The 23,569-nt window shown below is 71.9% G+C and carries 21 protein-coding genes and 1 tRNA gene; 11 read left to right on the top strand and 11 right to left on the bottom strand.

Annotated elements, in window-relative coordinates:
- Positions 1-2 precede the first annotated feature (2 nt).
- Positions 3-905, top strand: coding sequence for an ATP-binding cassette domain-containing protein (locus ACFZDK_RS08860; RefSeq protein ID WP_390971171.1), 903 nt, complete (start codon positions 3-5; stop codon positions 903-905).
- A complete protein-coding gene (locus tag ACFZDK_RS08855) occupies positions 902-1,618 on the top strand; it encodes an ABC transporter ATP-binding protein (protein ID WP_355708067.1) in 717 nt (238 codons plus the stop codon). The genes ACFZDK_RS08860 and ACFZDK_RS08855 overlap by 4 nt, the downstream gene beginning before the upstream one ends.
- Before the next feature lie 114 nt (positions 1,619-1,732).
- Here the strand turns inward: ACFZDK_RS08855 and ACFZDK_RS08850 are convergent, their stop codons facing one another.
- Positions 1,733-2,389: a response regulator gene (locus tag ACFZDK_RS08850; RefSeq protein WP_390971169.1), complete on the bottom strand. Its 657-nt coding sequence runs from the start codon at positions 2,387-2,389 to the stop codon at positions 1,733-1,735.
- A gap of 100 nt (positions 2,390-2,489) precedes the next feature.
- Here ACFZDK_RS08850 and ACFZDK_RS08845 point away from each other — a divergent pair.
- Positions 2,490-2,564 (top strand) — tRNA-Leu (locus ACFZDK_RS08845).
- A gap of 88 nt (positions 2,565-2,652) precedes the next feature.
- Here the strand turns inward: ACFZDK_RS08845 and pyk are convergent.
- Together pyk and ACFZDK_RS08835 are read right to left on the bottom strand one after the other, a co-directional pair.
- Complete coding sequence (pyk, locus tag ACFZDK_RS08840; RefSeq protein ID WP_390971167.1) at positions 2,653-4,089, bottom strand: pyruvate kinase; 1,437 nt, start codon at positions 4,087-4,089, stop codon at positions 2,653-2,655.
- A 157-nt stretch (positions 4,090-4,246) separates the two neighbouring features.
- On the bottom strand, positions 4,247-4,942 hold the full coding sequence (locus ACFZDK_RS08835; RefSeq protein WP_390971165.1) for an SIMPL domain-containing protein: 696 nt from the start codon (positions 4,940-4,942) through the stop codon (positions 4,247-4,249).
- A gap of 150 nt (positions 4,943-5,092) precedes the next feature.
- On the opposite strand from ACFZDK_RS08835, the gene ACFZDK_RS08830 reads away from it, so the two are divergent.
- Positions 5,093-6,898: a 5'-nucleotidase C-terminal domain-containing protein gene (locus ACFZDK_RS08830; RefSeq protein ID WP_390971163.1), complete on the top strand. Its 1,806-nt coding sequence runs from the start codon at positions 5,093-5,095 to the stop codon at positions 6,896-6,898.
- 60 nt (positions 6,899-6,958) lie between these two features.
- Here ACFZDK_RS08830 and ACFZDK_RS08825 read toward each other — a convergent pair whose 3' ends face one another.
- Both ACFZDK_RS08825 and ACFZDK_RS08820 read right to left on the bottom strand, forming a co-directional pair.
- Complete coding sequence (locus ACFZDK_RS08825; RefSeq protein ID WP_390971161.1) at positions 6,959-8,365, bottom strand: SidA/IucD/PvdA family monooxygenase; 1,407 nt, start codon at positions 8,363-8,365, stop codon at positions 6,959-6,961.
- A complete protein-coding gene (locus ACFZDK_RS08820; RefSeq protein ID WP_390971159.1) occupies positions 8,362-9,720 on the bottom strand; it encodes an aminotransferase class V-fold PLP-dependent enzyme in 1,359 nt (452 codons plus the stop codon). Before ACFZDK_RS08820 ends, ACFZDK_RS08825 begins: the two co-directional genes overlap by 4 nt.
- Positions 9,721-9,963: 243 nt before the next feature.
- Here ACFZDK_RS08820 and ACFZDK_RS08815 point away from each other — a divergent pair, with 243 nt between their 5' ends.
- On the top strand, positions 9,964-10,494 hold the full coding sequence (locus ACFZDK_RS08815) for a GNAT family N-acetyltransferase (protein ID WP_390971157.1): 531 nt from the start codon (positions 9,964-9,966) through the stop codon (positions 10,492-10,494).
- A 3-nt stretch (positions 10,495-10,497) separates the two neighbouring features.
- On the opposite strand, the gene ACFZDK_RS08810 is transcribed toward ACFZDK_RS08815, so the two are convergent.
- The 4 genes from ACFZDK_RS08810 to ACFZDK_RS08795 all read right to left on the bottom strand — a co-directional run bounded on the left by ACFZDK_RS08810 (position 10,498) and on the right by ACFZDK_RS08795 (position 15,388).
- Positions 10,498-11,331, bottom strand: coding sequence for an NAD(P)H-binding protein (locus tag ACFZDK_RS08810; RefSeq protein ID WP_390971155.1), 834 nt, complete (start codon positions 11,329-11,331; stop codon positions 10,498-10,500).
- 98 nt (positions 11,332-11,429) lie between these two features.
- Positions 11,430-13,913: an aminopeptidase N gene (gene pepN / locus ACFZDK_RS08805; RefSeq protein WP_390971154.1), complete on the bottom strand. Its 2,484-nt coding sequence runs from the start codon at positions 13,911-13,913 to the stop codon at positions 11,430-11,432.
- Between the two features lie 207 nt (positions 13,914-14,120).
- Positions 14,121-14,471 (bottom strand): chorismate mutase, encoded by a 351-nt coding sequence (locus tag ACFZDK_RS08800; protein ID WP_390971152.1) that lies wholly within the window; start codon positions 14,469-14,471, stop codon positions 14,121-14,123.
- A 35-nt stretch (positions 14,472-14,506) separates the two neighbouring features.
- The gene (locus ACFZDK_RS08795; RefSeq protein WP_390971595.1) at positions 14,507-15,388 is read right to left on the bottom strand and encodes a helix-turn-helix domain-containing protein; all 882 of its coding nucleotides are present in this window, start codon (positions 15,386-15,388) and stop codon (positions 14,507-14,509) included.
- Between the two features lie 122 nt (positions 15,389-15,510).
- On the opposite strand from ACFZDK_RS08795, the gene ACFZDK_RS08790 reads away from it, so the two are divergent.
- Both ACFZDK_RS08790 and ACFZDK_RS08785 read left to right on the top strand, forming a co-directional pair.
- Complete coding sequence (locus tag ACFZDK_RS08790; RefSeq protein WP_390971150.1) at positions 15,511-17,262, top strand: beta-galactosidase; 1,752 nt, start codon at positions 15,511-15,513, stop codon at positions 17,260-17,262.
- Positions 17,263-17,391: 129 nt separating this feature from the next.
- Positions 17,392-18,282, top strand: coding sequence for a hypothetical protein (locus tag ACFZDK_RS08785; RefSeq protein WP_390971148.1), 891 nt, complete (start codon positions 17,392-17,394; stop codon positions 18,280-18,282).
- Between the two features lie 13 nt (positions 18,283-18,295).
- On the opposite strand, the gene ACFZDK_RS08780 is transcribed toward ACFZDK_RS08785, so the two are convergent.
- Both ACFZDK_RS08780 and ACFZDK_RS08775 read right to left on the bottom strand, forming a co-directional pair.
- Positions 18,296-19,201: an SDR family oxidoreductase gene (locus ACFZDK_RS08780; protein WP_390971146.1), complete on the bottom strand. Its 906-nt coding sequence runs from the start codon at positions 19,199-19,201 to the stop codon at positions 18,296-18,298.
- A 1-nt stretch (position 19,202) separates the two neighbouring features.
- Complete coding sequence (locus ACFZDK_RS08775) at positions 19,203-19,961, bottom strand: SDR family oxidoreductase (RefSeq protein ID WP_390971144.1); 759 nt, start codon at positions 19,959-19,961, stop codon at positions 19,203-19,205.
- 101 nt (positions 19,962-20,062) lie between these two features.
- On the opposite strand from ACFZDK_RS08775, the gene ACFZDK_RS08770 reads away from it, so the two are divergent.
- The 4 genes from ACFZDK_RS08770 to ACFZDK_RS08755 are packed head-to-tail and all read left to right on the top strand — an operon-like array spanning position 20,063 to position 23,433.
- Positions 20,063-20,815, top strand: coding sequence for an enoyl-CoA hydratase family protein (locus tag ACFZDK_RS08770; RefSeq protein WP_390971142.1), 753 nt, complete (start codon positions 20,063-20,065; stop codon positions 20,813-20,815).
- Positions 20,808-21,656, top strand: a complete 849-nt coding sequence (locus ACFZDK_RS08765; protein WP_390971140.1) for a CoA-transferase — start codon at positions 20,808-20,810, stop codon at positions 21,654-21,656. The genes ACFZDK_RS08770 and ACFZDK_RS08765 overlap by 8 nt, the downstream gene beginning before the upstream one ends.
- Entirely contained in the window at positions 21,656-22,384 is a 729-nt protein-coding gene (locus ACFZDK_RS08760; RefSeq protein WP_390971139.1) for a CoA-transferase, read from the top strand. Before ACFZDK_RS08765 ends, ACFZDK_RS08760 begins: the two co-directional genes overlap by 1 nt.
- Entirely contained in the window at positions 22,384-23,433 is a 1,050-nt protein-coding gene (locus ACFZDK_RS08755; RefSeq protein WP_390971137.1) for a nitronate monooxygenase, read from the top strand. Before ACFZDK_RS08760 ends, ACFZDK_RS08755 begins: the two co-directional genes overlap by 1 nt.
- Positions 23,434-23,569: the final 136 nt, after the last annotated feature.

Raw genomic sequence — 23,569 nt, 5'->3', positions numbered from 1 at the left:
CGATGACCACGGAAACCCCCATCAAGGACGCCGCTGCCGGCGAAGTCGTGCTCGACGCGCGCGGTGTGACCATGCGCTTCGGCGGCCTCACCGCCGTCCGCAACGTCGACTTCACCGTCAAGAGCGGCGAGATCGTCGGTCTGATCGGCCCCAACGGCGCCGGCAAGACCACCTTCTTCAACTGCCTCACCGGCCTCTACATCCCCACCGAGGGCGAGGTCCGGTACAAGGGCGAGGTCCTGCCGCCGAAGTCCTTCAAGGTGACGGCGGCCGGCATCGCCCGGACCTTCCAGAACATCCGGCTGTTCGCCAACATGACGGTCCTGGAGAACGTGCTGGTCGGCCGCCACACCCGCACCAAGGAGGGCCTCTGGTCCGCCCTGCTGCGCGGCCCCGGCTTCCACCGCGCCGAGTCGGCCTCCCGGGCCCGGGCCATGGAACTCCTGGAGTTCGTGGGCCTGGAGAAGAAAGCCGAGCACCTCGCCCGGAACCTGCCCTACGGCGAGCAGCGCAAGCTGGAGATCGCGCGGGCGCTGGCCAGCGAGCCGGGCCTGCTGCTGCTCGACGAGCCGACGGCCGGCATGAACCCGCAGGAGACCCGGGCCACCGAGGAACTGGTCTTCGCGATCCGGGACAAGGGCATCGCCGTGCTCGTCATCGAGCACGACATGCGCTTCATCTTCAACCTCTGCGACCGCGTCGCCGTCCTGGTGCAGGGCGAGAAACTGATCGAGGGCGACAGCGCGACCGTGCAGGGCGACGAGCGGGTCATCGCCGCGTACCTCGGCGAGCCGTTCGAGAACGCGCCCGGCGACGAGGAGGCCGCCGAGGTCGAGGCGGCGGAAGCCGCAGCCGAGGCCGACACCCCGACCGACGCCGCGCCCGGCAAGGAGAACGACCGATGACCGCACTGCTCGAAGTGGAGGACCTGCGGGTCGCCTACGGCAAGATCGAGGCCGTCAAGGGCATCTCGTTCAAGGTCGAGGCCGGCGAGGTCGTCACCCTGATCGGCACCAACGGCGCCGGCAAGACGACGACCCTGCGCACGCTGTCCGGGCTGCTCAAGCCGGTCGGCGGGCAGATCCGGTTCAACGGCAAGTCGCTGAAGAAGGTCCCGGCCCACCAGGTGGTCTCGCTGGGCCTCGCCCACTCCCCCGAGGGGCGGCACATCTTCCCGCGCATGACCATCGAGGACAACCTGCGCCTCGGGGCGTTCCTGCGCAACGACAAGCCGGGCATCGAGAAGGACATCCAGCGGTCCTACGACCTCTTCCCGATCCTCGGTGAGCGGCGCAAGCAGGCCGCGGGCACCCTCTCGGGCGGTGAGCAGCAGATGCTGGCGATGGGGCGGGCGCTGATGTCCCAGCCGAAGCTGCTGATGCTGGACGAGCCGTCCATGGGTCTGTCGCCGATCATGATGCAGAAGATCATGGCGACGATCGCGGAGCTGAAGTCCCAGGGGACGACGATTCTGCTGGTCGAGCAGAACGCGCAGGCCGCGCTGTCGCTGGCCGACCAGGGGCATGTCATGGAGGTCGGCAACATCGTCCTGTCGGGCACGGGTCAGGATCTGCTGCACGACGAGTCGGTTCGAAAGGCCTATTTGGGCGAGGACTAGGCAGTCGGTCGTCCGCGGGACGGTGGGGGCTGGTCGCGCAGTTCCCCACGCCCCCAAAAACGTAGGCCCGCGCCCGTTTCTCCGGGGCGCGGGCCTACGTACGCACGCATCGCGTCAGCCCTTGCTGGACTTCTTCTCCTCGCTGTCCGCGATGACCGCCTCGGCGACCTGCTGCATCGACATGCGGCGGTCCATGGAGGTCTTCTGGATCCAGCGGAAGGCGGCCGGCTCGGTCAGGCCGTACTCGGTCTGGAGGACGGACTTGGCGCGGTCGACGAGCTTGCGGGTCTCCAGGCGCTGGGAGAGGTCGGCGACCTCGGCCTCCAGCTGCTTCAGCTCGCTGAAACGGGAGACGGCCATCTCGATCGCCGGGACGACGTCGCTCTTGCTGAACGGCTTGACCAGGTAGGCCATCGCGCCGGCGTCCCGGGCCCGCTCCACCAGGTCGCGCTGGGAGAAGGCGGTCAGCATCAGGACCGGGGCGATGGACTCCTCGGCGATCTTCTCGGCCGCCGAGATGCCGTCCAGCTTGGGCATCTTGACGTCGAGGATGACCAGGTCGGGGCGGTGCTCGCGGGCGAGTTCCACGGCCTGCTCGCCGTCACCGGCCTCGCCGACGACCGTGTAGCCCTCCTCCTCCAGCATCTCCTTGAGGTCGAGCCGGATCAGGGCCTCGTCCTCGGCGATGACGACCCGGGTCGTCATCGGAGGCACGTGCGACTTGTCGTCGTCGGGTGCGTCGACTGGCTGGGGCGACTCGGCGGCGGTCACAGCGGCTCCTCGTTCAGGGCATGGGTACTGCTGACAAGAGCCTACCTAGCTACGGTATGGTGGACGCGCGGAGGGTCGGGGATCACCTTGGATTCTTCGAGCCCCGGTAGCCCAATTGGCAGCAGGCAACGGATTCAAAACCCGTACAGTGTCGGTTCGAGTCCGACCCGGGGCACTTTTCCTTGGATTCCAAGGTCGCGATAAGAAGACAATAAAAAGACGTGAATGAGGGCCCCTCCGCCGGACGGAGGGGCCCTCGCTCGTCACTTGGGGCTGTCGTCCTCGCCGATGTGGTGCACGCGGACCATGTTGGTCGAGCCGGAGACACCGGGCGGGGAGCCCGCCGTGATGACCACGATGTCGCCCTTCTGGCAGCGTCCGTACTTCAGCAGCAGTTCGTCGACCTGGTCGACCATCTTGTCCGTCGAGTCGACGTGCGGGCCGAGGAGGGTCTCGACGCCCCAGGTGAGGTTGAGCTGGGAGCGGGTGGCCGGCTCCGGGGTGAAGGCCAGCAGCGGGATCGGCGAGCGGTAGCGGGAGAGCCGGCGGACGGTGTCTCCGGACTGGGTGAACGCGACCAGGAACTTCGCGCCCAGGAAGTCGCCGATCTCGGCGGCGGCCCGGGCGACCGCGCCGCCCTGGGTGCGGGGCTTGTTGCTCTCGGTCAGCTCCGGCAGGCCCTTGGCGAGGATGTCCTCCTCGGCAGCCTCGACGATCTTCGCCATCGTGCGGACGGTCTCGATCGGGTACTTGCCGACACTGGTCTCGCCGGAGAGCATCACCGCGTCGGTGCCGTCGATCACCGCGTTGGCGACGTCGGAGGCCTCGGCGCGGGTGGGGCGGGAGTTCTCGATCATCGAGTCGAGCATCTGGGTGGCGACGATGACCGGCTTGGCGTTGCGCTTGGCCAGCTTGACGGCGCGCTTCTGGACGATCGGCACCTGCTCCAGCGGCATCTCCACGCCCAGGTCGCCGCGCGCGACCATGATGCCGTCGAAGGCGGCCACGATGGAGTCGATGTTCTCGACGGCCTGCGGCTTCTCGACCTTGGCGATCACCGGGAGGCGGCGGCCCTCCTCGTCCATGATCCGGTGGACGTCCTCGATGTCCCTGCCGCTGCGCACGAAGGACAGGGCGATCACGTCGACGCCGGTGCGCAGCGCCCACAGCAGGTCCGCCTCGTCCTTCTCGGAGAGGGCCGGGACGGAGACGGCGACACCGGGGAGGTTGAGGCCCTTGTGGTCGGAGACCATGCCGCCCTCGACCACGGTGGTGTGCACCCGGGGGCCGTCCACATGGGTGACCTCCAGGCAGACCTTGCCGTCGTCGACGAGGACGCGCTCACCGGGGGTGACGTCACCGGCGAGGCCGGAGTACGTCGTTCCGCACTGCCGGCGGTCGCCCTCGGCGCCCTCCTCCACCGTGATGGTGAAGGTGTCACCGCGTTCGAGGAGTACGGGTCCCTCGGTGAAGCGGCCGAGCCGGATCTTCGGGCCTTGAAGGTCGGCGAGGATCCCGACGCTGCGACCGGACTCGTCGGAGGCCTTGCGCACCCGCTGGTAACGCTCCTCGTGCTCGGCGTAGCTGCCGTGGCTGAGGTTGAGTCGGGCGACGTCCATGCCGGCCTCGACCAGGCCCTTGATCTGGTCGTACGAGTCGGTGGCGGGCCCCAGAGTACAAACGATCTTTGCTCGGCGCATGCTTCGAGCCTAGGCCTTACCGGCGGGTAGAGAATTGGTCGTACATGACGACCCAACAACCTTTGCGTGAAGGCCTATTGACAAGTGTTGAATTGTGCGACAGGCCGCTCCGATGAGCATCTCGCATGTGCTGAATGCGGCATTGCCGATACCGGGATCACAGCTCCGGCGGCGCCATGGTGAAGTGCGCGCTGACCTGAGCGGTCACGCGCAGTTGCGGAGGTTCGAGATCCAGGGGTTCGGCGGGCTCGCGCAGGTCGGCGGCCGCCCTGCTGCGGACTCCGGCGGCGAAGGCCGGCCGGTGCGGCCTCGGGCCCTCCACACCGGTGTCGGCGAGCTCGATCAGGGCGGCGAGGGAGGTGCCGAGGGCGCTCGCGTACTCCCGGGCCCGCTGCACCGCTTCGGCGACCGCCCGCCGACGGGCCTCGCCGTGCACGGGTGAGTCGGGGCGCAGCGACCACCAGGGGCCGTCGACCCGGGTCAGCTCCAGGTCGGCGAGCCGGGTGACCAGTTCGCCGAGCACGGTGAAGTCGGCGAACTCGGCGGTGAGCTGCACCCGGCCGTGATAACTGCGCACCCGTTCGCCCCGGCCGCGCTCGGTGAACTCGGGGGCGATGGAGAAGGCACCCGTCGACAGCCGTTCCACCACGTCGCCGTACGACTTGATGAGGTCGAGGGCGGTGGTGTTGCGGCGGGTGAGGTCGTCGAGGGTCGAGCGGCGGTCGCGGCCCCGGGCGCTGACCAGCACGCCGATCCGGGCCAGCTCCGGCTCGACCTCCAGCTCGGCCTCGCCGCGCACGACGAGGAGCGGGGCGTCGGGGGTGCCGGCCGAGGGGCGCTCCTCTGAGGTCATACGCCCCACTCTGTCATGTCATCCCCGCTTGTGCGCACCGGAGTTAACAGTCCGGGTCACCAGATCGCAACCTCCCCGACCTGTTGCCGTCAGTCATGCCCAGGACAGAATCTACGCGCGTCGTTGACCGAATCCCGAGGAGATCAAGACATGCCGTTGAACCGCCGGAAGTTCCTGAAGAAGTCCGCCGCGACCGGAGCGGGAGTGGCGGTCGCCGGCGCGGCGGCGGCTCCGGCGCAGGCCGCCCAGGCTTCGGCGAAGCCCGCCAAGCAGCCCAAGCGGTACGCGCTGACCGTCATGGGCACCACCGACCTGCACGGGCACGTCTTCAACTGGGACTACTTCAAGGACGCGGAGTACTCCGACAAGGCCGGCAACGCGATGGGCCTGGCCCGCATCTCGACCCTGGTGAACCAGGTGCGCGAGGCGAAGGGCCGCTGCAACACCCTGCTCCTCGACGCCGGTGACACCATCCAGGGCACCCCGCTGACGTACTACTTCGCCAAGGTCGACCCGATCACCGCCAAGGGCGGCCCGGTGCACCCGATGGCGCAGGCCATGAACGCGATCGGGTATGACGCGGCAGCGCTCGGCAACCACGAGTTCAACTACGGCATCGAGACCCTGCGCAAGTTCGAGGACCAGCTTCACTTCCCGCTGCTCGGCGCCAACGCGGTCGACGCCACGACCCTGAAGCCCGCCTTCCCGCCGTACTTCATCAAGAAGTTCCACGTGCCGGGCGCCCCGCCGGTCAAGGTCGCCGTCCTCGGTCTGACCAACCCGGGCATCGCGATCTGGGACAAGGCCTATGTCCAGGGCAAGCTGGCCTTCCCCGGTCTTGAGGAGCAGGCCGCGAAGTGGGTGCCCAAGCTGAAGGCGATGGGCGCCGACGTGGTCGTGGTCTCGGCGCACTCCGGCTCCTCCGGCACCTCGTCCTACGGCGACCAGGTGCCGTACGTCGAGAACGCCGCCGCGAACGTCGCCAGGCAGGTGCCGGGCATCGACGCGATCCTGGTCGGCCACGCGCATGTGGAGATCCCGGAGCTGAAGGTCACCAACGAGGCGACCGGCAGGACCGTCGTCCTCTCCGAGCCGCTGTGCTACGCCGAGCGCCTCACCCTCTTCGACATCGAGCTGGTGTTCGGCAAGGGCAGGTGGGAGGTCGAGTCGGTCTCCGCCTCGCTGCTGAACTCCAACACCGTGGCCGACGACCCGAAGATCACCAAGATGCTGTCGGACGAGCACGCCAAGGTCGTCGCGTACGTCAACCAGGTCGTCGGCACCGCCACCGAGACCCTCACCACGGTCGACGCCCGCTACCAGGACGCCCCGATCATCGACCTGATCACCAAGGTCCAGGAGGACGTGGTCAAGGCGGCCCTGGCGGGCACCGGGTACGCCGCGCTGCCGGTGATCGCGCAGGCCTCGCCGTTCTCCCGCACCTCGGAGATCCCGGCCGGCAACGTGACCATCCGGGACCTGTCGAGCCTGTACGTGTACGACAACACGCTGGTCGCCAAGCTGATGACGGGCGCTCAGATCCGCGCGTACCTGGAGTACTCGGCGGAGTACTTCGTCCAGACGGCCGCTGACGCCGCCGTCGACGTGGAGAAGCTGACCAACGCGAACAGCCGTCCGGACTACAACTACGACTACGTCTCGGGCCTCCGCTACGAGATCGACATCGCCCAGGCGGCCGGGTCGCGCATCAAGAACCTGACCTACGGTGGTGCCGCTCTCGACGACACCCAGCAGTTCGTGTTGGCGGTGAACAACTACCGGGCCAACGGCGGCGGGGCGTTCCCGTACGTCGCCTCGGCCAAGGAGCTGTGGTCCGAGTCGACGGAGATCCGCACCCGGATCGCGGAGTGGGTGACCGCCAAGGGCGTGCTCGACCCGAAGGACTTCGCGTCGGTGGACTGGGCGCTGACGCGGAACGGCACTCCGGTGTTCTGAGGCGTTCGCATGTTCCAAGGCGTTCGAAGGGCGCCGGTCCGCGGGGCCGGCGCCCTTCGCTCAGTCGACCAGCGGGGTGAGCTGCCTCGGCTGCTGCTGCGCCGGGACCCGCTCCTCCGGCCGCTCCAGGCCGAAGCTGGTGAAGGCCGTACGGGCGGGCAGCGGGTAGGGGTCCTTGCCGGTCAGGGAGTTGAGGATGGTGGCGCTGCGCCAGGCGGCCAGCCCCAGGTCGGGAGCGCCGACGCCATGGGTGTGGAGTTCGGCGTTCTGGACGTACGCCGAGCCGGTCACCGACGGGTCGAGGACCAGCCGGAACCCCTCGTCCACGCGCGGGCGTTCGCTGCTGTCGCGGCGCAGATAGGGGTCGAGTCCGGCGAGCAGCCGGCCGAGGGGGCGCTCGCGGTAGCCGGTGGCCAGGACGACGGCGTCGGTGGCGAGCCGGGAGCGGGTGCCCTGCTGGACGTGTTCCAGGTGGAGTTCGACCTTGGTGGTGGCGATGCGTCCGGCCGTACGGACCTGGACGCCCGGGGTGAGGACGGCGTCGGGCCAGCCGCCGTGCAGGGTGCGGCGGTACAGCTCGTCGTGGATGGCGGCCATGGTGTCGGTGTCGATGCCCTTGTGCAGCTGCCACTGGGAGCCGACGAGCCGGTCCCGGACGGGCTCGCCGAGGGCGTGGAAGTAGCGGGTGTAGTCGGGGGTGAAGTGCTCCAGACCGAGCTTGGAGTACTCCATGGGCGCGAACGCCTCGCTGCGGCCGATCCAGTGCAGCTTCTCGCGGCCCGCGGGACGGTGGCGCAGCAGGTCGAGGAAGACCTCGGCGCCGGACTGCCCGGAGCCGACGACGGTGACGTGCTCGGCGGCGAGGAAGGCCTCGCGGTGGTCGAGGTAGTCGGCCGCGTGGACGACCGGGACGCCCGGGGACTCCACCAGGGGTCTGAGCGGATCGGGCACGTAGGGGATGGTCCCGACCCCGAGCACGACGTTCCTCGTGTAGGTACGACCGAGGGCCTCGGCCTCCCCGTCGGCGTCGAGCTGGGTGAAGTCGACCTCGAACAGGTCCCGTTCGGAGTTCCAGCGGACGGCGTCGACCTGGTGGGAGAAGCGCAGTCCGGGCAGGTTCTCGGCGACCCAGCGGCAGTAGGCGTCGTACTCGGCGCGCTGGATGTGGAAGCGCTCGGCGAAGTAGAAGGGGAAGAGCCGGTCGCGGGCCTTGAGGTAGTTGAGGAACGACCAGGGGCTGGCGGGGTCGGCGAGGGTCACCAGGTCGGCGAGGAACGGGACCTGGATGGTGGCGCCGTCGATCAGCAGTCCGGGGTGCCAGTCGAAGCCGGGGCGCTGCTCGTAGAAGACGGCGTCGAGTTCGGCGAGCGGGTGGGCGAGGGCGGCGAGGGAGAGGTTGAACGGTCCGATGCCGATGCCGACCAGGTCGCGGGGTGCTTCCGGCTCGTGGCGTGGGGGGTTGGTCATCTGAGGGTGGTTCCTTCGACGAGTTTGAGGAGGACGGCCAGTTCGTCCGGCCGGGTGTGGGGGTTGAGGAGGGTGGCCTTGAGCCAGAGCCGGCCGTCGAGCCGGGCCCGGCCGAGGACCGCCCGGCCGTCGTGCAGCAGCCTGCGGCGTACGTCGGCCACCTCGTCGTCGGTGGCTCCGGCGGGGCGGAACAGCACCGTGCTGATGTCCGGGCGGTCGTAGAGCTCGAAGCCGGGGTGCTCGTGGACGAGCGACGCGAACTCCCGGGCCCGTGCGCACACCTGGTCGACGAGGGAGCCCAGTCCGCTGCGGCCCAGGGTCTTGAGGGTGACCGCGATCTTGAGGACGTCGGGGCGGCGGGTGGTGCGCAGGGAGCGGCCGAGCAGGTCGGGGTAGCCGGCCTCGGTGTCGTCGTCGGCGTTGAGGTAGTCGGCGTGGTGGTGGAGCACGCCGAGCTCGGCCGGGCGGGAGACGGCGAGGAGGCCGGCGGCGACCGGCTGCCAGCCGAGCTTGTGCAGGTCGAGGGTGACGGTGTGGGCGCGCTCCAGGCCCGCGAGTTTCTCCCGGTGCCGGTCGCTGAAGGCGAGGCCGCCCCCGTAGGCGGCGTCGACGTGCAGCCGGGCGCCGTGGGCCGCGCACAGGCCGGCGATCTCCGGGAGCGGGTCGATGAGTCCGGCGTCGGTGGTACCGGCGGTGGCGGCGACGACCAGGGGCCGGGGCAGGCGGGTGAGGGCGTCGTGCAGGGCGGCCGGGTCGAGGGTGCCGTTCGGCGCCGGGACCACGACGGGGTCGGGCAGGCCGAGCAGCCAGGCGGCGCGCGGCAGCGAGTGGTGGGCGTTGGCGCCGCAGACCAGCCGGGCGCCGCCGCCAAGGGCCTCGCGGGCGAGCAGCAGGGCGAGTTGGTTGGATTCGGTGCCGCCGGAGGTGACCACGGCGTCGGAGAGGCCGATGGTGTGGGCGAGGGTACGGGTGACCATGGCTTCCAGGGCCGAGGCGGCCGGGGCCTGGTCCCAGGAGTCCAGCGAGGGGTTGAGGGCGCTCGCGGCGAGGTCGGCGGCGGTGGCGACGGCGAGCGGCGGGCAGTGCAGATGCGCGGCGCACAGCGGGTCGGCCGGGTCGGCGGCGCCCTCGGCGAGCGCGGCCACCAGGGTGCGCAGGGCGCCGGGTTCGCCGTCGTCCGGGAGGACGTCCCCCACCGCGTCCGCCACCCGCTCGGCCACCGCCTGCGGTCCGCCCGCGGGCAGCGGACCGCCGCGCGCCCGGCCGCCCTCGCGCAGCGCGTCGAGCACGGTGTCCAGCAAGGGGCGCAGGGCGTCGGGTCCCTGGGGTCCGGATGCGAGGGGCGGCGTGCTCATGGGCTCTCCTCGGGGCGCTGGCCGAAAGGGGGTGTCCGCAGGGTGAGTTCCAGCTTGTACGGGATTGGGTCCGCGCGCCCGTAAAGCCCAACGATCGGAACCCGAAAGTGGGTACTGCCGTGCGGGGAAAACCTGTCGGGGCGGCGCGCCCGGGGCACGCGCCGGGCGCTCGGGCGAAGTGCCGGAAGGGCGTTGAGGCGGGGGCTGACCGGGATTAACGTCGACCGGGTGATGGACGCGTGGATGATCGACGTGCCCGGTGAGCGGGTGGTGGTGCGGGAGCCGCTGCCCTCGGACGAGGTGCCGCTCCTGGAGCTGTTCGAGGCATGCGAGGACTGGTTCGTGGCGGCGACCGGGCTGCCGTCGGGACCGGGCGATGTGCAGAGCCTGTTCTACGGGCTGCCCGAGGGCGCCGACCCGGCGGACAAGGTGCTGCTGGTGCTGGAGCGGGACGGGGTCGTCTCGGGCCTGGTGGACGCCGTACGGAACCATCCGGCGCCCGGCGCGGTCGCGGTGGGGCTGTTCCTGCTGGCGCCCTGGGCGCGGGGCCGGGGTCTGGGGCGGGCGCTGGCCGAGTCGCTGCTCGCGCATGCCGAGGGGGTGTCCCTGGTGACGGCGAGCGTGCCGCCGGGGTGGCGCTCCGGGGAGTGCTTCCTGGAGCGCCTGGGCTTCACGCTGGGCACGGCGGCACCGACCGCGGCCGAGGTCGGGAACCGGCGCACGGGACCGCGGGAGGGCGGGGTGCGCCGGGCGGAACTGCGGCCGGCCCGCTGACGGTCAGGGGCGGAAGTCGGCCGCGTGGTCCTCGGCCCACCGCGCGAAGGTGCGGGCCGGGCTGCCGGTGATCTCCTCGACCGTGGTGGTGATCTCCGGCGGCACGCCGACCGTGGCCTCGAACGTCTTCAGGAGGCCACGGACCAGCTCCGGCGGAGTCTGCGGGAACAGCAGCGGTCCCGCCTCCTGCGGGCTCACCTCGACGAAGGCCAGCTCGCGGCCGACGGCCCGCGCGATCGCGGCGATCTGGTCGGTGTTGGTGGTGGCGGCGGGCCCGGTGAGGCGGTGGGCCGCGCCCTCGTGGCCGTCGTCCAGGAGGGCGCGTTCCGCCACGGCGGCGATGTCGTCCTCGTGGATGGGGGCCGTGAGCATGCCGGCGAAGACACCGCGGACGGTGTTCCCGGCGCGGATCTGGGGCGCCCACTGGAGGGCGTTGGTGGCGAACGCGTTGGGGCGCAGGAACGTCCAGGCGAGGCCGCTGTCGCGGATCTGCCGCTCGGCCGTGGCGTGCATGACGTGGATGGGGTGGGTCTCGTCGGCGCCCTCCTGGATGATTCCGGAGGAGAGCAGGACGACGTGCCGCACCCCGGCCGTGCGGGCCGCGTCCAGGAGCTCGGGCATCCGGCCGCCGGCGCCCTGGACGTACAGGAAGAGCCTGGTCGCCCCCTCGAAGAGGGCGGCCTGGTCGTCCGGCCGGAACCTCACCACCTCGGCCTTGTCGGGCAGCCCGGCCCGCTCCGGGTCACGGGTGAGCGCCCGCACGGGCTGCCCGCCGGCGACGAGCCGCTCGACGAGGGCACGGCCGACGTTGCCGGTGGCACCGGTCACTGCGATCACGGATCTCTCCCTCAACTCAGTGCTCTTGGGCACCGAGCCTAGGAGCGGCGGCCGGTCGCCGGGACCCGCCGCGCCCGAGTCGTCCGGAAACCGCCCTCCTACGCCTCGCGGACGCGCAACGCCCTTTCCAGGTCGTCGAGTTCGTCGATCAGACGGCGGCGCAGGGCCGTCACCGGCTCGGCGTCGCGCAGACAGGCCCGGCCCAGGGCGAGGTTCTCTGCGTCGACGGCGTGGGCGGGGAAGGCCTGCCGGCCGGTGACCGTGGCGATGCGGGGGCCTCGCCGGGCGGCCACGGCGACCGCGTCCTGGTAGTAGCGCGGCACGTAGTCGCGGACCAGGTTGGCCTGTTCGGGGTGCCAGAAGCCCTCGGCGGTGGCCGTGAACAGGTAGTTGGACAGCTCGTCGCCCGCGAACATGGCCTCCCAGGCCTTGCGCTTGGCCTCCGGGTCGGGCAGCGCGGCCCGGCAGCGGGCGGCGCCCTCCTGGCCGCTGGCGCTGGGGTCGCGGACCAGCTCGGCGGCGATCCGGTCCTCGTCGGCGGCGCCGAGCACGGCGAGCCGGCCCAGGATGCGCCAGCGCAGCTCGGGGTCGAGCTCGGGCCCGCCGGGCACGGTGCCCTCGGCCAGCCAGGCGGCGATGGTGTCGGGCTGGGCGGCGGCGCGGATGAAGTGCCGTACGGCGATCAGGCGCAGGCCGGGGTTGTCGCCGTCCTCGGTGCGCCGGATGAAGTCGCGGCACAGGGCGGAGACGGTGGCGAGCGCGGCCGGGCGCTCCTGCGGCCGGAGGTACCGGTCGACGACATACACCGCGGTGAAGGCCAGCACCCCCTGGACCAGAGCGAGGTCGGTCTCGTGCGGGAGGTGGGCGCGGGCGGTCTCCAGGTAGGCGGAAGGCGGGAGTTCGCCGTCGCGGACCGCGTCCCGCAGGGCGTTCCACACCACCGCGCGGGTGAGCGGGTCCGGCAGGCCGGAGAGGCCGGCCCGGATCGTCTGCGCCGACTCGGCGTCGAAGCGGACCTTGGCGTAGGTCAGGTCGCCGTCGTTGAGCAGGAGCAGCGCGGGGCGCTTGCCGAGGGGCTGCGGGGCGCTCTGCGGGATGTCGAGGTCGATGCGCTCGCGCAGGGTGAGCCGGCCCTCGTCGGCGAGGTCCTGGTCGTAGACGCCGACGCGGATGTGGTGCGGGCGGCTGCCGGCGCGCTCGACGGTGAGGGTGCGGGTGCCGTCGGGGGCGGCGGCGAGGACCGGGGTGAGGGTGTCGACCCCGGTGGTGCGCAGCCAGCTGTCGGCCCAGGCGTGCACATCGCGTTCGGTGGCGGCGGCGAGGGAGTCGATGAAGTCGGCGAGGGTGGCGTTGGAGAACCGGTGCCGCTGGAAGTGGATGTTGATGCCGGCCAGGAAGTCCTTCTCGCCCATCCAGGCGACCAGCTGGCGCAGGGCGGAGGCGCCCTTGGCATAGGAGATGCCGTCGAAGTTGAGCAGGGCGGCGGCGGTGTCGTCGACGGCCTCGGGGGCGACCGGGTGGGTGGAGGGGCGCTGGTCGGCGTCGTAGCCCCAGGCCTTGCGGGAGACCCCGAAGTCGACCCAGGTGTCGGTGAACCGGGTGGCCTCGGTGAGGGTCTGGTACCCCATGTACTCGGCGAAGGACTCGTTCAGCCAGATGTCGTCCCACCAGCGCAGGGTGACGAGGTCGCCGAACCACATGTGGGCCATCTCGTGGGCGATGACCATCGCGCGGGTCTGCCGCTCGGTGTCGGTGACGGCGGAGCGGTAGACGAACTCGTCGCGGAAGGTGACCAGGCCGGGGTTCTCCATGGCGCCGGCGTTGAACTCGGGGACGAACGCCTGGTCGTAGGAGTCGAAGGGGTAGGGCTCCTCGAACTTCTCGTGGTAGCGGTCGTAGCACGCGCGCGTGATGTCGAGGATCTCCTCGGCGTCGGCGTCGAGGTGGGGTGCGAGGGAGCGGCGGCAGTGGATGCCGAAGGGCAGTCCGCGGTGCTCGGTGCGCACGGAGTGCCAGGGGCCGGCGGCGACGGCGACCAGGTAGGTGGAGATCAGCGGGGTGGCGGCGGCCCGCCAGCGACCCTCGCCGAGGTGCTCGGTGATCCCGTTGGCGAGGACGCTCCAGCCCTCGGGAGCGGTGACGGTGAGCTCGAAGACGGCCTTCAGGTCGGGCTGGTCGAAGGCGGCGAAGATCCGCTGCACGTCGTCCATGAACAGCTGGGTGTAGACGTACGTCGCGTCGTCCGTCGGGTCGGTGAAGCGGTGCATGCCCTCGCCGGTGCGCGAGTAGCGCATGGTGGCGTCCACGCGCAGCTCGTGCTCCCCGGCGGTGAGGTTCTTCAGGGGCAGCCGGTCCTGGTCCAGCGTCTCCGGGTCGAGGGGCTGTCCGTCCAGGGTGACGGCGCGGAGCTCGACGGGCTTCATCTCGACGAAGGTGTCGCCGTCGGATCGGGCCGTGAACCTGATCACGGTACGGGAGTCGAAGGTCTCGTCCCCGGTGGTCAGGTCGAGGTCGATCGTGTAGCGGTGGACGTCGAGGAGCTCGGCGCGGCTCTGCGCTTCGTCGCGAGTCAGTACGGACATGCGGGCCATGCTGCCCGATGACACCGACAACGCACAGGGGTGGGAGCGGTACGCGGCTTATGTCCGGCCGGGATCCGCAGGCCGGGGCGAGACACTGCTGGTGGACGCCCCTCCACGGCTGGAGCACCTGTTCGAGCGCCTGGTCACCGCACGGGGGTCGCACGGCGGTGCCGGACGCTCAGCGAGGCGTGCGGCGGGTGCCCCGGATCAGTGTCCGCCGGTCTCCCGGCTGTTGACCGTGTCCTCGGCGATGGACTCGTGGTGCCTGATCACCTCGGCGATGATGAAGTTCAGGAACTTCTCGGCGAAGGCCGGGTCGAGCTTGGCGTTCTCCGCCAGGGCGCGCAGCCGGGCGATCTGCCGGGCCTCGCGGGCGGGGTCGGCCGGGGGCAGCCGGTGGACCGCCTTGAGGCGGCCGACCTGCTGGGTGGCCTTGAAGCGTTCGGCGAGCATGTGGACGACGGCCGCGTCGATGTTGTCGATGCTGTCGCGCAGCCGGCCGAGCTGTTCGCGGACGGCGGGGTCGACGTCACCGGTACCGGTGTTGCTGGTGGTCATGGGCGTCAACCCTAAGGGGGGCGGCGGTGTGATCCCTAAGGGCCGTCGGCGGGTTCGGCCACCGGCGGGCCCGGTGCGCCGTCCTCCTGGAGGCCGTCGTTCCAGTCGTCGGGGACGGCCCGGCCCTGCTGGGCGCGGAAGCGGACGGGGGCCGTGCCGACCCGGCGGGTGAACAGGCGGGAGAAGTAGGCCGGATCGTCGTAACCGACGCGTCGGGCGACGGCGGCCACGGAGAGTTCGGTGGTGGCGAGGAGTTCCTGGGCGCGGCCGAGCCGGATGCCGATCAGATAGTCCTTGGGGCTGCACCCGGCGACCCGGCGGACGGCGGTGCGCAGCTCGGCGGGGGTCATGCCGTGCCGGGCCGCGTGGTCGGCGACGGTCATGCCGGTGCAGGCGTCGCGGGCGAGGGCGTGCAGCACCGGGTCGCCGTCGGGGGCGAGGTCGGCACGCGCACGGCGCAGGGCGACGAGCAGCTCGTGCACGGCGGCCCCGGCCTCGACCTCCAGGAGGGGGTTGCCCTGCCGGGCGGCCCGGACGATCCGGGCGATGACGTCCCGGGGGCCGGTGGCGTCCGCGAGGGGCACCACGGGCCGCTCGGGCTCGATGTAGCCGAGTTCCGTGTAGGTCGCGGTGTCGGGCCCGGTGAACGTCACGAAGGCCTCGTCCCAGCCGCTGTCCGGATCGGGCCCGTAGTGGTGCGGGACGCCCGGCGTGAGCCACACCAGGGCGGGTGCGACGACGGCGGTGCCGCGCCCGTCGGGCGTGCGGTACCAGCCCCGGCCCGAACTGATCACCACGGCGACGTGGTGGTTGAGCAGACGCGGGCCGACGGCGGGCACCGCGCCGTGCTGGAGGCCGACGCCCCAGCAGACCAGGCCGAGCCGCTGATGGACGGCGCCGGGTGTGAAGAACCGCATCCAGGTGCGGAAGACCGGCGCCCCTCCCGACACTGCCCGCTCCTTCTCGTCGGCTCTTTCGTCCAAGTGCTGCCGATCTTTGTCCATGGTCTCGGCACATGCCAGCAGGCCAAAGTGAGCGTATGAGCGACTTCACGGTGGGCGAAACGGATTTCCTGCTGGACGGCCGGCCGGTGCGGCTGCTGTCCGGCGCGCTGCACTACTTCCGGGTGCACGAGGAGCAGTGGGGCCACCGGCTGGCGCTGCTGCGCGCCATGGGGCTGAACTGCGTGGAGACGTACGTCCCGTGGAACCTGCACGAGCCGCACCCCGGCGCCTTCCAGGACGTGCGGGCGCTCGGCCGATTCCTGGACGCCGCGCGGGAGGCGGGCCTGTGGGCGATCGTGCGGCCGGGGCCGTACATCTGCGCGGAGTGGGAGAACGGCGGCCTGCCGCACTGGGTGACGGGCGAGTTGGGCGCCCGCGCGCGCACGCGTGACGAGACTTTCCTGCGCTACGTGGACCGCTGGTTCCGCCGTCTGCTGCCCGAGGTCGTGCCCCGGCAGCTGGACCGCGGCGGCCCCGTGATCATGGTGCAGGTCGAGAACGAGTACGGCAGCTACGGCTCCGACGCCGACTACCTGGCCCACCTCACCGGCCTGCTGCGCGCCGAGGGCGTCACGGTGCCGCTGGTCACCTCGGACGGCCCCGAGGACCACATGCTCACCGGCGGCTCCGTCCCCGGTCTGCTCGCCACGGTGAACTTCGGCTCGCACGCGCGCGAGGCCTTCGAGACGCTCCGTCGCCACCAGCCGCACGGCCCGTTGATGTGCATGGAGTTCTGGTGCGGCTGGTTCGACCACTGGGGCGGCGAGCACGTCGTACGGGACGCCGAGGACGCGGCGGCGGCCCTGCGGGAGATCCTGGAGTGCGGGGCGTCGGTCAACGTCTACATGGCGCACGGCGGCACCAACTTCGCCGGCTGGGCGGGCGCCAACCGCCCCGGCGGCGAACTGCACGAGGGGCCGCTGGAGGCGGACGTGACGTCGTACGACTACGACGCGCCGATCGACGAGTACGGCCGCCCCACCGAGAAGTTCTGGCGCTTCCGCGAGGAGCTCGCCGAGTACCAGGACGGCCCCCTGCCCGAACTGCCGCCCGCACCGGCCGTGCTGGAGGCGGCGACGGACGTCACGGCGACCGGCTGGGCCCCCCTGACCGCCGTCATGGAGGCCCTCGGCACCCCGGAACGCGTCCACGCCGTCCCGCCCACCTTCGAGGAACTGGACATCGCCCGGGGCCTGGTCCGCTACGAGGTGGACGTCCCGGGCCCGCGCCAGCCGTACCCGCTCACCGCGCGGGGCCTGCGCGACCTCGCGGTCGTCCACGTCGACGGGGAGCGGGCCGGGATCCTCACCGAGGAGGAACCCCAGCTCAAGAAGCCGATCGCGGGCCCCGCGCGCGTGACGCTCTGGGTGGAGTCCCTGGGCCGCGTCAACTACGGCCCCCGCTCCGGCGAGCCGAAGGGCATCACCGGCGGCCTCCTCCACGAACGCCAGTTCCTGCACGGGGTACGCGCACGCGGCCTGGACCTGGACGCCTTCGACACCGGCGTCGACGCGGTGCCCTTCGGCCCCCTTCCGGAGGACGGCACCCCCGGCCTCTACCGGGGCACGGTGACGGTCCACGACGCCGGCGACGCCCGCCTGGAACTCCCCGGCTGGACCCGCGGCTTCGTCTGGATCAACGGCTTCAACCTGGGGCGTTATTGGTCGGCAGGCCCGCAGGAGTCGTTGTACGTGCCGGGCCCGATCTTGAGGGAGGGCGAGAACGAGGTGTGGCTCCTGGAACTCCAGGGGACTGATCAACGAACGGTGCGATTGGCGCCCCTTTAGGGGCGCGGGGAACTGCACGACAAGCCCCCGCCCGCCCGCAGACATCCGACAGCCTTCCGCCCCCCGATTTCCCCCGTCCCTCGCATACTGTGAAAGAAAGCTCAGCCGACGTCTGTGGGGGTAAGCGGCGTGGCGAACGGCGGCCCGGTAGAACACGGCTACCCGCACCTCGACACCGTGCGGGCAGCCATCACCGCCCTGTACCGCCGCCTCTCGTACGACACCGTCCAGACCTTCGCCACCAGCGTCGCCCCCGCCGACGTCGCCTTCTGTGACACCGACGACCTCCACCTCGGCTCCCAGCGCGTCGCCCGCGAGATCGTCCGGCACTTCCGCCTGCCCGACGCCCGCATGATCGTCGGCTTCAAGGACATGACCCACGCGGCGAACGTCGAACTCACCGCGGGCCCCGAGTACTTCGTCGAACTGAACGACCGTTTCCGCACCCACCGCAGGGACATCGGCGCGGCCCTTGCCCACGAGGTGATGCACGTCTATCTGCACCGCCTGGACCTGTCCTTCCCGAGCACCCGGGAGAACGAGATCCTCACGGACACGGCGACCACCTACCTGGGCGCCGGCTGGCTGCTCCTGGACGCCTTCCGGGAGCACGGGGAGGCCTCCCAGAAGCTCGGCTATCTCACCCCGGAGGAGTTCGGCTACGTCCTGGCCAAGCGCTCCCTCGTCTTCCACGAGGACCCCTCCGTGTGGTTCACCAGCCCGCAGGCCTACACGGCGTACGAGAAGGGCATGGCCCGGGCCCGCCAGGACGAGGAGCAGCCGCCGCTGAGCGCGGCCGGGTGGGCGGGCCGCCGCCGCTACGCCCGCGACCGCCGCCACGCGCCCGCCGCGCCGTCCCCGCAGCCCGGCTCCCCCTACGCGTTCAGCCCCGACAGCGGCGGCCGGCTGCGCGTCTCGTTCCCGTGCCCGACCTGCCACCAGCGGATCAGGGTGCCGGTGCGGGGCCGGGTCCGGGCCCGGTGCTCGCTGTGCCGGACGGTACTGGAGTGCGACACCTAGGCTCCGCCACAGGTCACGCCCCGTACACCGCCCCGGGCACCGCCGCCTCGGCCAGCAGCTTCAGCGCCGTCTCCCCCGCCTCCGACGGGGTCCACCGGGCCCCCTTGTCAGCGGTCGGTCCGGGCCGCCACCCCTCCATGACGGTGATCCGGCCGCCCTCTGTCTCGAACACCCGCCCGGTGACCCCGGCGCTCGCGGCGGAGCCCAGCCAGACCACGAGCGGGGAGACGTTGTCCGGCGCCATGGCGTCGAAGCCGGTGCCGGGAGCGGCCATGGTCTCGGCGAAGGCCCGCTCGGTCATCCGGGTGCGGGCGGCCGGGGCGATCGCGTTGACCTGGACGCCGTAGCGGGCCAGTTCGGCCGCCGCGACCAGGGTGAGGCCGACGATGCCGGCCTTGGCGGCGCTGTAGTTGCCCTGTCCGACCGAGCCCAGCAGGCCCGCCCCGCTGCTGGTGTTGACGATCCGGGCCACCGGGGTGCGGCCCGCCTTGGCCTCGGCCCGCCAGTGCGCGGCCGCGTGCCGCAGCGGCAGGAAGTGGCCCTTGAGGTGCACCCGCATGACCGCGTCCCAGTCGTCCTCACCGAGGTTGACGAGCATGCGGTCGCGCAGGAAGCCCGCGTTGTTGACGAGGGTGTCGAGGCGGCCGTACGCCTCCAGGGCCGCCGCCACCAGCGACTCGGCACCGGCGGCCGTCGCGATGTCGCCGCCGTGCGCCACCGCCTCGCCGCCCGCCGCGCGGATCTCGTCGACGACCGCCCCGGCCGGGCTGTCCGGTCCCGGTCCGCCGTCGAGGCCGACCCCGAGGTCGTTGACGACGACCCGGGCGCCCTCGGCGGCGAAGGCGAGCGCGTGGGCCCGGCCGAGCCCGCGCCCGGCGCCGGTGACGACGACGACCCGGCCCGCGCAGATTCCGCTCATCTCAGTCCTCCTGGTCGGACGGCTTGTTGGCAGTTGCGGCGTCGAGGAAGGCGGGCCGCTCCCCGCCGCCGTGCACGAGCAGGCTCGCCCCGCTGATGTAGGCGGCCGCGTCGGAGGCGAGGAAGACGGCGGCGGCGCCGATGTCGGACGGGGCGGCTAGGCGGCCGAGCGGGACGGTGCGGGAGACGGCGTCGATGCCGTCCTGGCCGCCGTAGTGGAGGTCGGCCAGTTCGGTGCGGACCATGCCGACCACGAGGGTGTTGACCCGGACGTCCGGCGCCCACTCCACCGCCATGGACCGGGCGAGGTTCTCCAGCCCCGCCTTGGCCGCGCCGTAGGCGGCGGAGCCCGGCGAGGGGCGGGCGCCGCTGACGCTGCCGATCATCAGCACCGCTCCGCGGGCCCGCCGGAGGTGTTCGTACGCGGCCAGGGAGGCGGTCAGCGGGGTGAGGAGGTTCAGCTCGATCACCCGGGCGTGCCGCTCGGCGTCCGCGTCGGCGAGCCGCCGGTAGGGGGTGCCGCCCGCGTTGTTGACGAGCACGTCGACCCGGGGCAGGGCGTCGAAGAAGGCGCGTACGGCGGGCGGGTCGCGCAGGTCGAGGGGGGTGAACTCGACGCCGTCCAGGTGCTGTCCGGGCGGCCTGCGGGCACAGGCCACGACGTGGGCTCCGGCCTCGGCGAAGGCCCGGGCGATCCCGGCGCCCACCCCCCTGGTACCGCCGGTGACGACGACCGTTCTGCCGCTCAGCGAGTTATCCACAGGGCCTCCCGCTCGTCCGCACCGGCTGCTAGCTTCGAAGCCTCACACCTAACAAATGTTTGGTGGAAAGGCAGCTGAGTGCGAAGGTAGCTGATGCGTCCATGGGTGTCTCCACCTCGTGTCCGGAAAAGGGAGTCGCGCTCGTCACCGTCGACCATCCGCCGGTGAACGCACTGCCGGTGCGCGGCTGGTTCGCGCTGGCGGAGGCGGTGCGCGCGGCGGGCCGCGACCCCGGCAACCGGTGTGTCGTGCTGGCCGCGCGGGGCCGCGGTTTCAACGCGGGTGTGGACATCAAGGAGATACAGGCGGAGGGGCGCGACGCACTGCTCGGCGCCAACCGGGGCTGCGCAGCGGCCTTCGCCGCGGTGTACGAGTGCGAGACCCCGGTGGTGGCTGCGGTGCACGGCTTCTGCCTGGGCGGCGGGATAGGCCTGGTGGGCAACGCGGACGCGATCGTGGCGAGCGAGGACGCCGTCTTCGGGCTGCCCGAGCTGGACCGGGGCGCCCTGGGCGCGGCCACGCATCTGGCCCGGCTGGTCCCGCCCCATCTGATGCGGACGCTGTACTACACCTCGCGCACGGCGACCGCGGCCGAGCTGCACACGCACGGCTCGGTGTGGCGGGTCGTACCGGGCGAGGAACTGCTGTCGGCCGCGCTGGAGCTGGCGCGGGAGATCGCCGCCAAGGACGGCCGGCTGCTGCGGCTGGCCAAGGCCGCCATCAACGGCATCGACCCCGTCGACGTACGGCGCAGCTACCGCTTCGAACAGGGCTTCACCTTCGAGGCCGCCCTCAGCGGGGTGGCCGACCGGGTCCGCGACACCTTCGGGAAGGAGGCCGCGACAGATGACTGACAAGACGATGACCGCCGACGAGGTCGTCGCCCGGCTGACCAGCGGCATGACCCTCGGCATCGGCGGCTGGGGTTCCCGGCGCAAGCCGATGTCCCTGGTCAGAGCGCTACTCCGGAGCGACATCGGCGATCTCACCCTGGTCTCGTACGGCGGCCCGGACGTCGGGATGCTGGTCGCCGCCGGCCGGGTGCGCAAGCTGGTGACGGCGTTCGTCACCCTCGACTCCGTGCCGCTGGAACCGCACTACCGGGCGGGGCGCGAACGCGGGGCGTTCGAGCTGATGGAGGTCGACGAGGGCATGTTCATGTGGGGCCTGCACGCGGCCGCGGGCCGGCTGCCCTTCCTGCCGGTGCGGGCCGGGATCGGCTCGGACGTGATGCGGGTCAACCCGGGCCTGCGGACCGTCACTTCGCCGTACGACGACGGGGAGACGTTCGTGGCGATGCCCGCCCTGCGCCTGGACGCGGCGCTGGTCCACGTCAACCGCGCCGACCGGCTGGGCAACGGGCAGTACCTGGGCCCCGACCCGTACTTCGACGACCTGTTCTGCCAGGCGGCGGACGCGGCCTATGTCTCCTGCGAACGGATCGTGGACACCGCCGAGCTGACGAAGGAGGCCCCGCCGCAGTCGTTGCTCGTCAGGCGGCTCGATGTGACCGGGGTCGTGGAGGCTCCCGGTGGCGCGCACTTCACCTCCTGCGCGCCCGACTACGGCCGGGACGAGGAGTTCCAGCGGCTGTACGCGACCACCCCGTGGGCGGAGTTCGCCGACCGGTTCCTGGCGGGGGACGAACAGGCCTACCGCTCGGCGGTGCGGAACCGGCAGGAGGAGCAGGGCTGATGGACGTACTGCGCTCCGAGTACTGCGTGGTCGCCTGCGCCGAGGCCTGGCGCGGCTCCGGTGAGATCCTGGCGAGCCCGATGGGCCTGATCCCCTCCCTGGGCGCCCGGCTGGCCCGGCTCACCTTCGCGCCGGACCTGCTGCTGACCGACGGCGAGGCGATGCTGGTCCGCCCGGACGGGACCCCGGAGGGCTGGCTTCCCTACCGGCAGCACCTCGCCCTGGTGTCCGGCGGGCGCCGGCACGTGATGATGGGCGCGAGCCAGCTCGACCGGTACGGCAACCAGAACATCTCCTGCATCGGCGACTGGGCGCAGCCCCGCCGCCAGCTGCTGGGGGTGCGCGGCGCCCCGCTCAACACCCTCAACAACCCGACGAGTTACTGGGTCCCGAAGCACTCCCGGCGGGTGTTCGTGACGAAGGTCGACATGGTGTGCGGGGTGGGATACGACCGGGTCGCGGCGCACCCGGGCACGGAACGCTTCCACCGCGTCCCGAGGGTCGTCACCGACCTGGGCGTCCTCGACTTCGAGACCCCCGACCGCTCGATGCGGCTGGCCGCGCTGCATCCGGGGGTGAGCGTCGACCAGGTGCGGGAGGCGACGGAGTTCGAGCTCACCGTCCCGGACGAGGTGCCGTACACCCGCGAACCGAGCGAGGAGGAGCTGCGGCTGATCCGCGAGGTGCTGGATCCGGCCGGGGCGCGGACGAAGGAGGTCGCGGGCTGATGGAGACCGCGCTCACCCGGCTGGCCGGGGTCCGGCATCCGATCGTGCAGACGGGGATGGGCTGGGTGGCGGGACCCCGGCTGGTCTCGGCCACGGCCAACGCGGGAGCCCTCGGCATCCTGGCCTCCGCCACGATGACCCTGGACCAGCTGCGGACCGCGATAGCCGAGGTGCGGTGCCGTACGGACGCCCCGTTCGGGGTGAACCTGCGGGCGGACGCGGCCGACGCCGGCGACCGGGTCCGGCTGATCATCGACGGGGGTGTGCGGGTGGCGTCCTTCGCCCTCGCCCCCTCCGCCGAACTGATCGCCGAGCTGAAGGAGGCGGGGGTGGTGGTGATCCCGTCCGTCGGGGCGCGGCGGCACGCCGAGAAGGTGGCGGCCTGGGGCGCGGACGCGGTGATCGTGCAGGGCTGTGAGGGCGGCGGGCACACCGGCGAGGTGGCGACGAGCGTGCTGCTGCCGCAGGTGGTGGACGCGGTGCGGATCCCGGTGGTGGCGGCGGGCGGGTTCTTCGACGGGAGGGGGCTGGTGGCGGCGCTGGCGTACGGGGCCGCGGGGGTGGCCATGGGGACGCGGTTCCTGCTCACCTCGGACTCGACGGTGCCGGACGCGGTGAAGGCGAGATATCTGGCGGCGACGGTCAAGGACGTCACGGTGACCCAGGCGGTGGACGGACTGCCGCACCGGATGCTGCGGACCCCGCTCGTCGACTCGCTGGAGAACACCGGCCGAACCCGCCGACTGCTGCGCGCCGTACGCCACGCGGCCGCCTTCCGGAGACTCTCCGGACTCACCTGGCGGCAGACGCTCCGCGAGGGACTCGCCCTCCGCCACGGCAAGGACCTGTCCTGGAGTCAGCTGCTGCTGGCGGCCAACACCCCGATGCTGCTCAGGTCGGCGATGGTGGACGGCCGAACGGATCTCGGCGTCATGGCCTCCGGGCAGGTCGCCGGAGTGATCGACGACCTGCCGTCGTGCGCGGAGCTGGTGGAACGGATCATGAAGGAGGCGGAGCAGACCACGGCACGACTCACAACCGCTCGATGACCGTCCCGTTCACAACCGCTCGATGACCGTCACGTTGGCCTGTCCGCCGCCCTCGCACATGGGCACCATCCCCCACGGCCCCCTCACACCGCTCGGCCCGAGGGGGCCTCCCAGGCTTCGGCGGCCTGCGCCGGAC

The sequence above is a fragment of the Streptomyces sp. NPDC007901 genome, assembly GCF_042959465.1.
GTDB lineage: Bacteria > Actinomycetota > Actinomycetes > Streptomycetales > Streptomycetaceae > Streptomyces.
The sequence above is the reverse complement of the archived record's forward strand: the minus strand, read 5'-3'. Positions and strand labels throughout refer to the sequence as shown.

Excerpts from the sequence above, each read along its gene's own strand:
- ACFZDK_RS08860 (WP_390971171.1), top strand. The coding sequence starts at position 3 with ATGACCACGGAAACCCCCATCAAGGACGCCGCTGCCGGCGAAGTCGTG.
- ACFZDK_RS08855 (WP_355708067.1), top strand. The coding sequence starts at position 902 with ATGACCGCACTGCTCGAAGTGGAGGACCTGCGGGTCGCCTACGGCAAG.
- pyk (WP_390971167.1), bottom strand. The coding sequence starts at position 4,089 with ATGCGCCGAGCAAAGATCGTTTGTACTCTGGGGCCCGCCACCGACTCG.
- ACFZDK_RS08835 (WP_390971165.1), bottom strand. The coding sequence starts at position 4,942 with ATGACCTCAGAGGAGCGCCCCTCGGCCGGCACCCCCGACGCCCCGCTC.
- ACFZDK_RS08830 (WP_390971163.1), top strand. The coding sequence starts at position 5,093 with ATGCCGTTGAACCGCCGGAAGTTCCTGAAGAAGTCCGCCGCGACCGGA.
- ACFZDK_RS08825 (WP_390971161.1), bottom strand. The coding sequence starts at position 8,365 with ATGACCAACCCCCCACGCCACGAGCCGGAAGCACCCCGCGACCTGGTC.
- ACFZDK_RS08820 (WP_390971159.1), bottom strand. The coding sequence starts at position 9,720 with ATGAGCACGCCGCCCCTCGCATCCGGACCCCAGGGACCCGACGCCCTG.
- ACFZDK_RS08815 (WP_390971157.1), top strand. The coding sequence starts at position 9,964 with ATGATCGACGTGCCCGGTGAGCGGGTGGTGGTGCGGGAGCCGCTGCCC.
- pepN (WP_390971154.1), bottom strand. The coding sequence starts at position 13,913 with ATGTCCGTACTGACTCGCGACGAAGCGCAGAGCCGCGCCGAGCTCCTC.
- ACFZDK_RS08800 (WP_390971152.1), bottom strand. The coding sequence starts at position 14,471 with ATGACCACCAGCAACACCGGTACCGGTGACGTCGACCCCGCCGTCCGC.
- ACFZDK_RS08795 (WP_390971595.1), bottom strand. The coding sequence starts at position 15,388 with ATGCGGTTCTTCACACCCGGCGCCGTCCATCAGCGGCTCGGCCTGGTC.
- ACFZDK_RS08790 (WP_390971150.1), top strand. The coding sequence starts at position 15,511 with ATGAGCGACTTCACGGTGGGCGAAACGGATTTCCTGCTGGACGGCCGG.
- ACFZDK_RS08780 (WP_390971146.1), bottom strand. The coding sequence starts at position 19,201 with ATGAGCGGAATCTGCGCGGGCCGGGTCGTCGTCGTCACCGGCGCCGGG.
- ACFZDK_RS08770 (WP_390971142.1), top strand. The coding sequence starts at position 20,063 with ATGGGTGTCTCCACCTCGTGTCCGGAAAAGGGAGTCGCGCTCGTCACC.
- ACFZDK_RS08765 (WP_390971140.1), top strand. The coding sequence starts at position 20,808 with ATGACTGACAAGACGATGACCGCCGACGAGGTCGTCGCCCGGCTGACC.
- ACFZDK_RS08760 (WP_390971139.1), top strand. The coding sequence starts at position 21,656 with ATGGACGTACTGCGCTCCGAGTACTGCGTGGTCGCCTGCGCCGAGGCC.
- ACFZDK_RS08755 (WP_390971137.1), top strand. The coding sequence starts at position 22,384 with ATGGAGACCGCGCTCACCCGGCTGGCCGGGGTCCGGCATCCGATCGTG.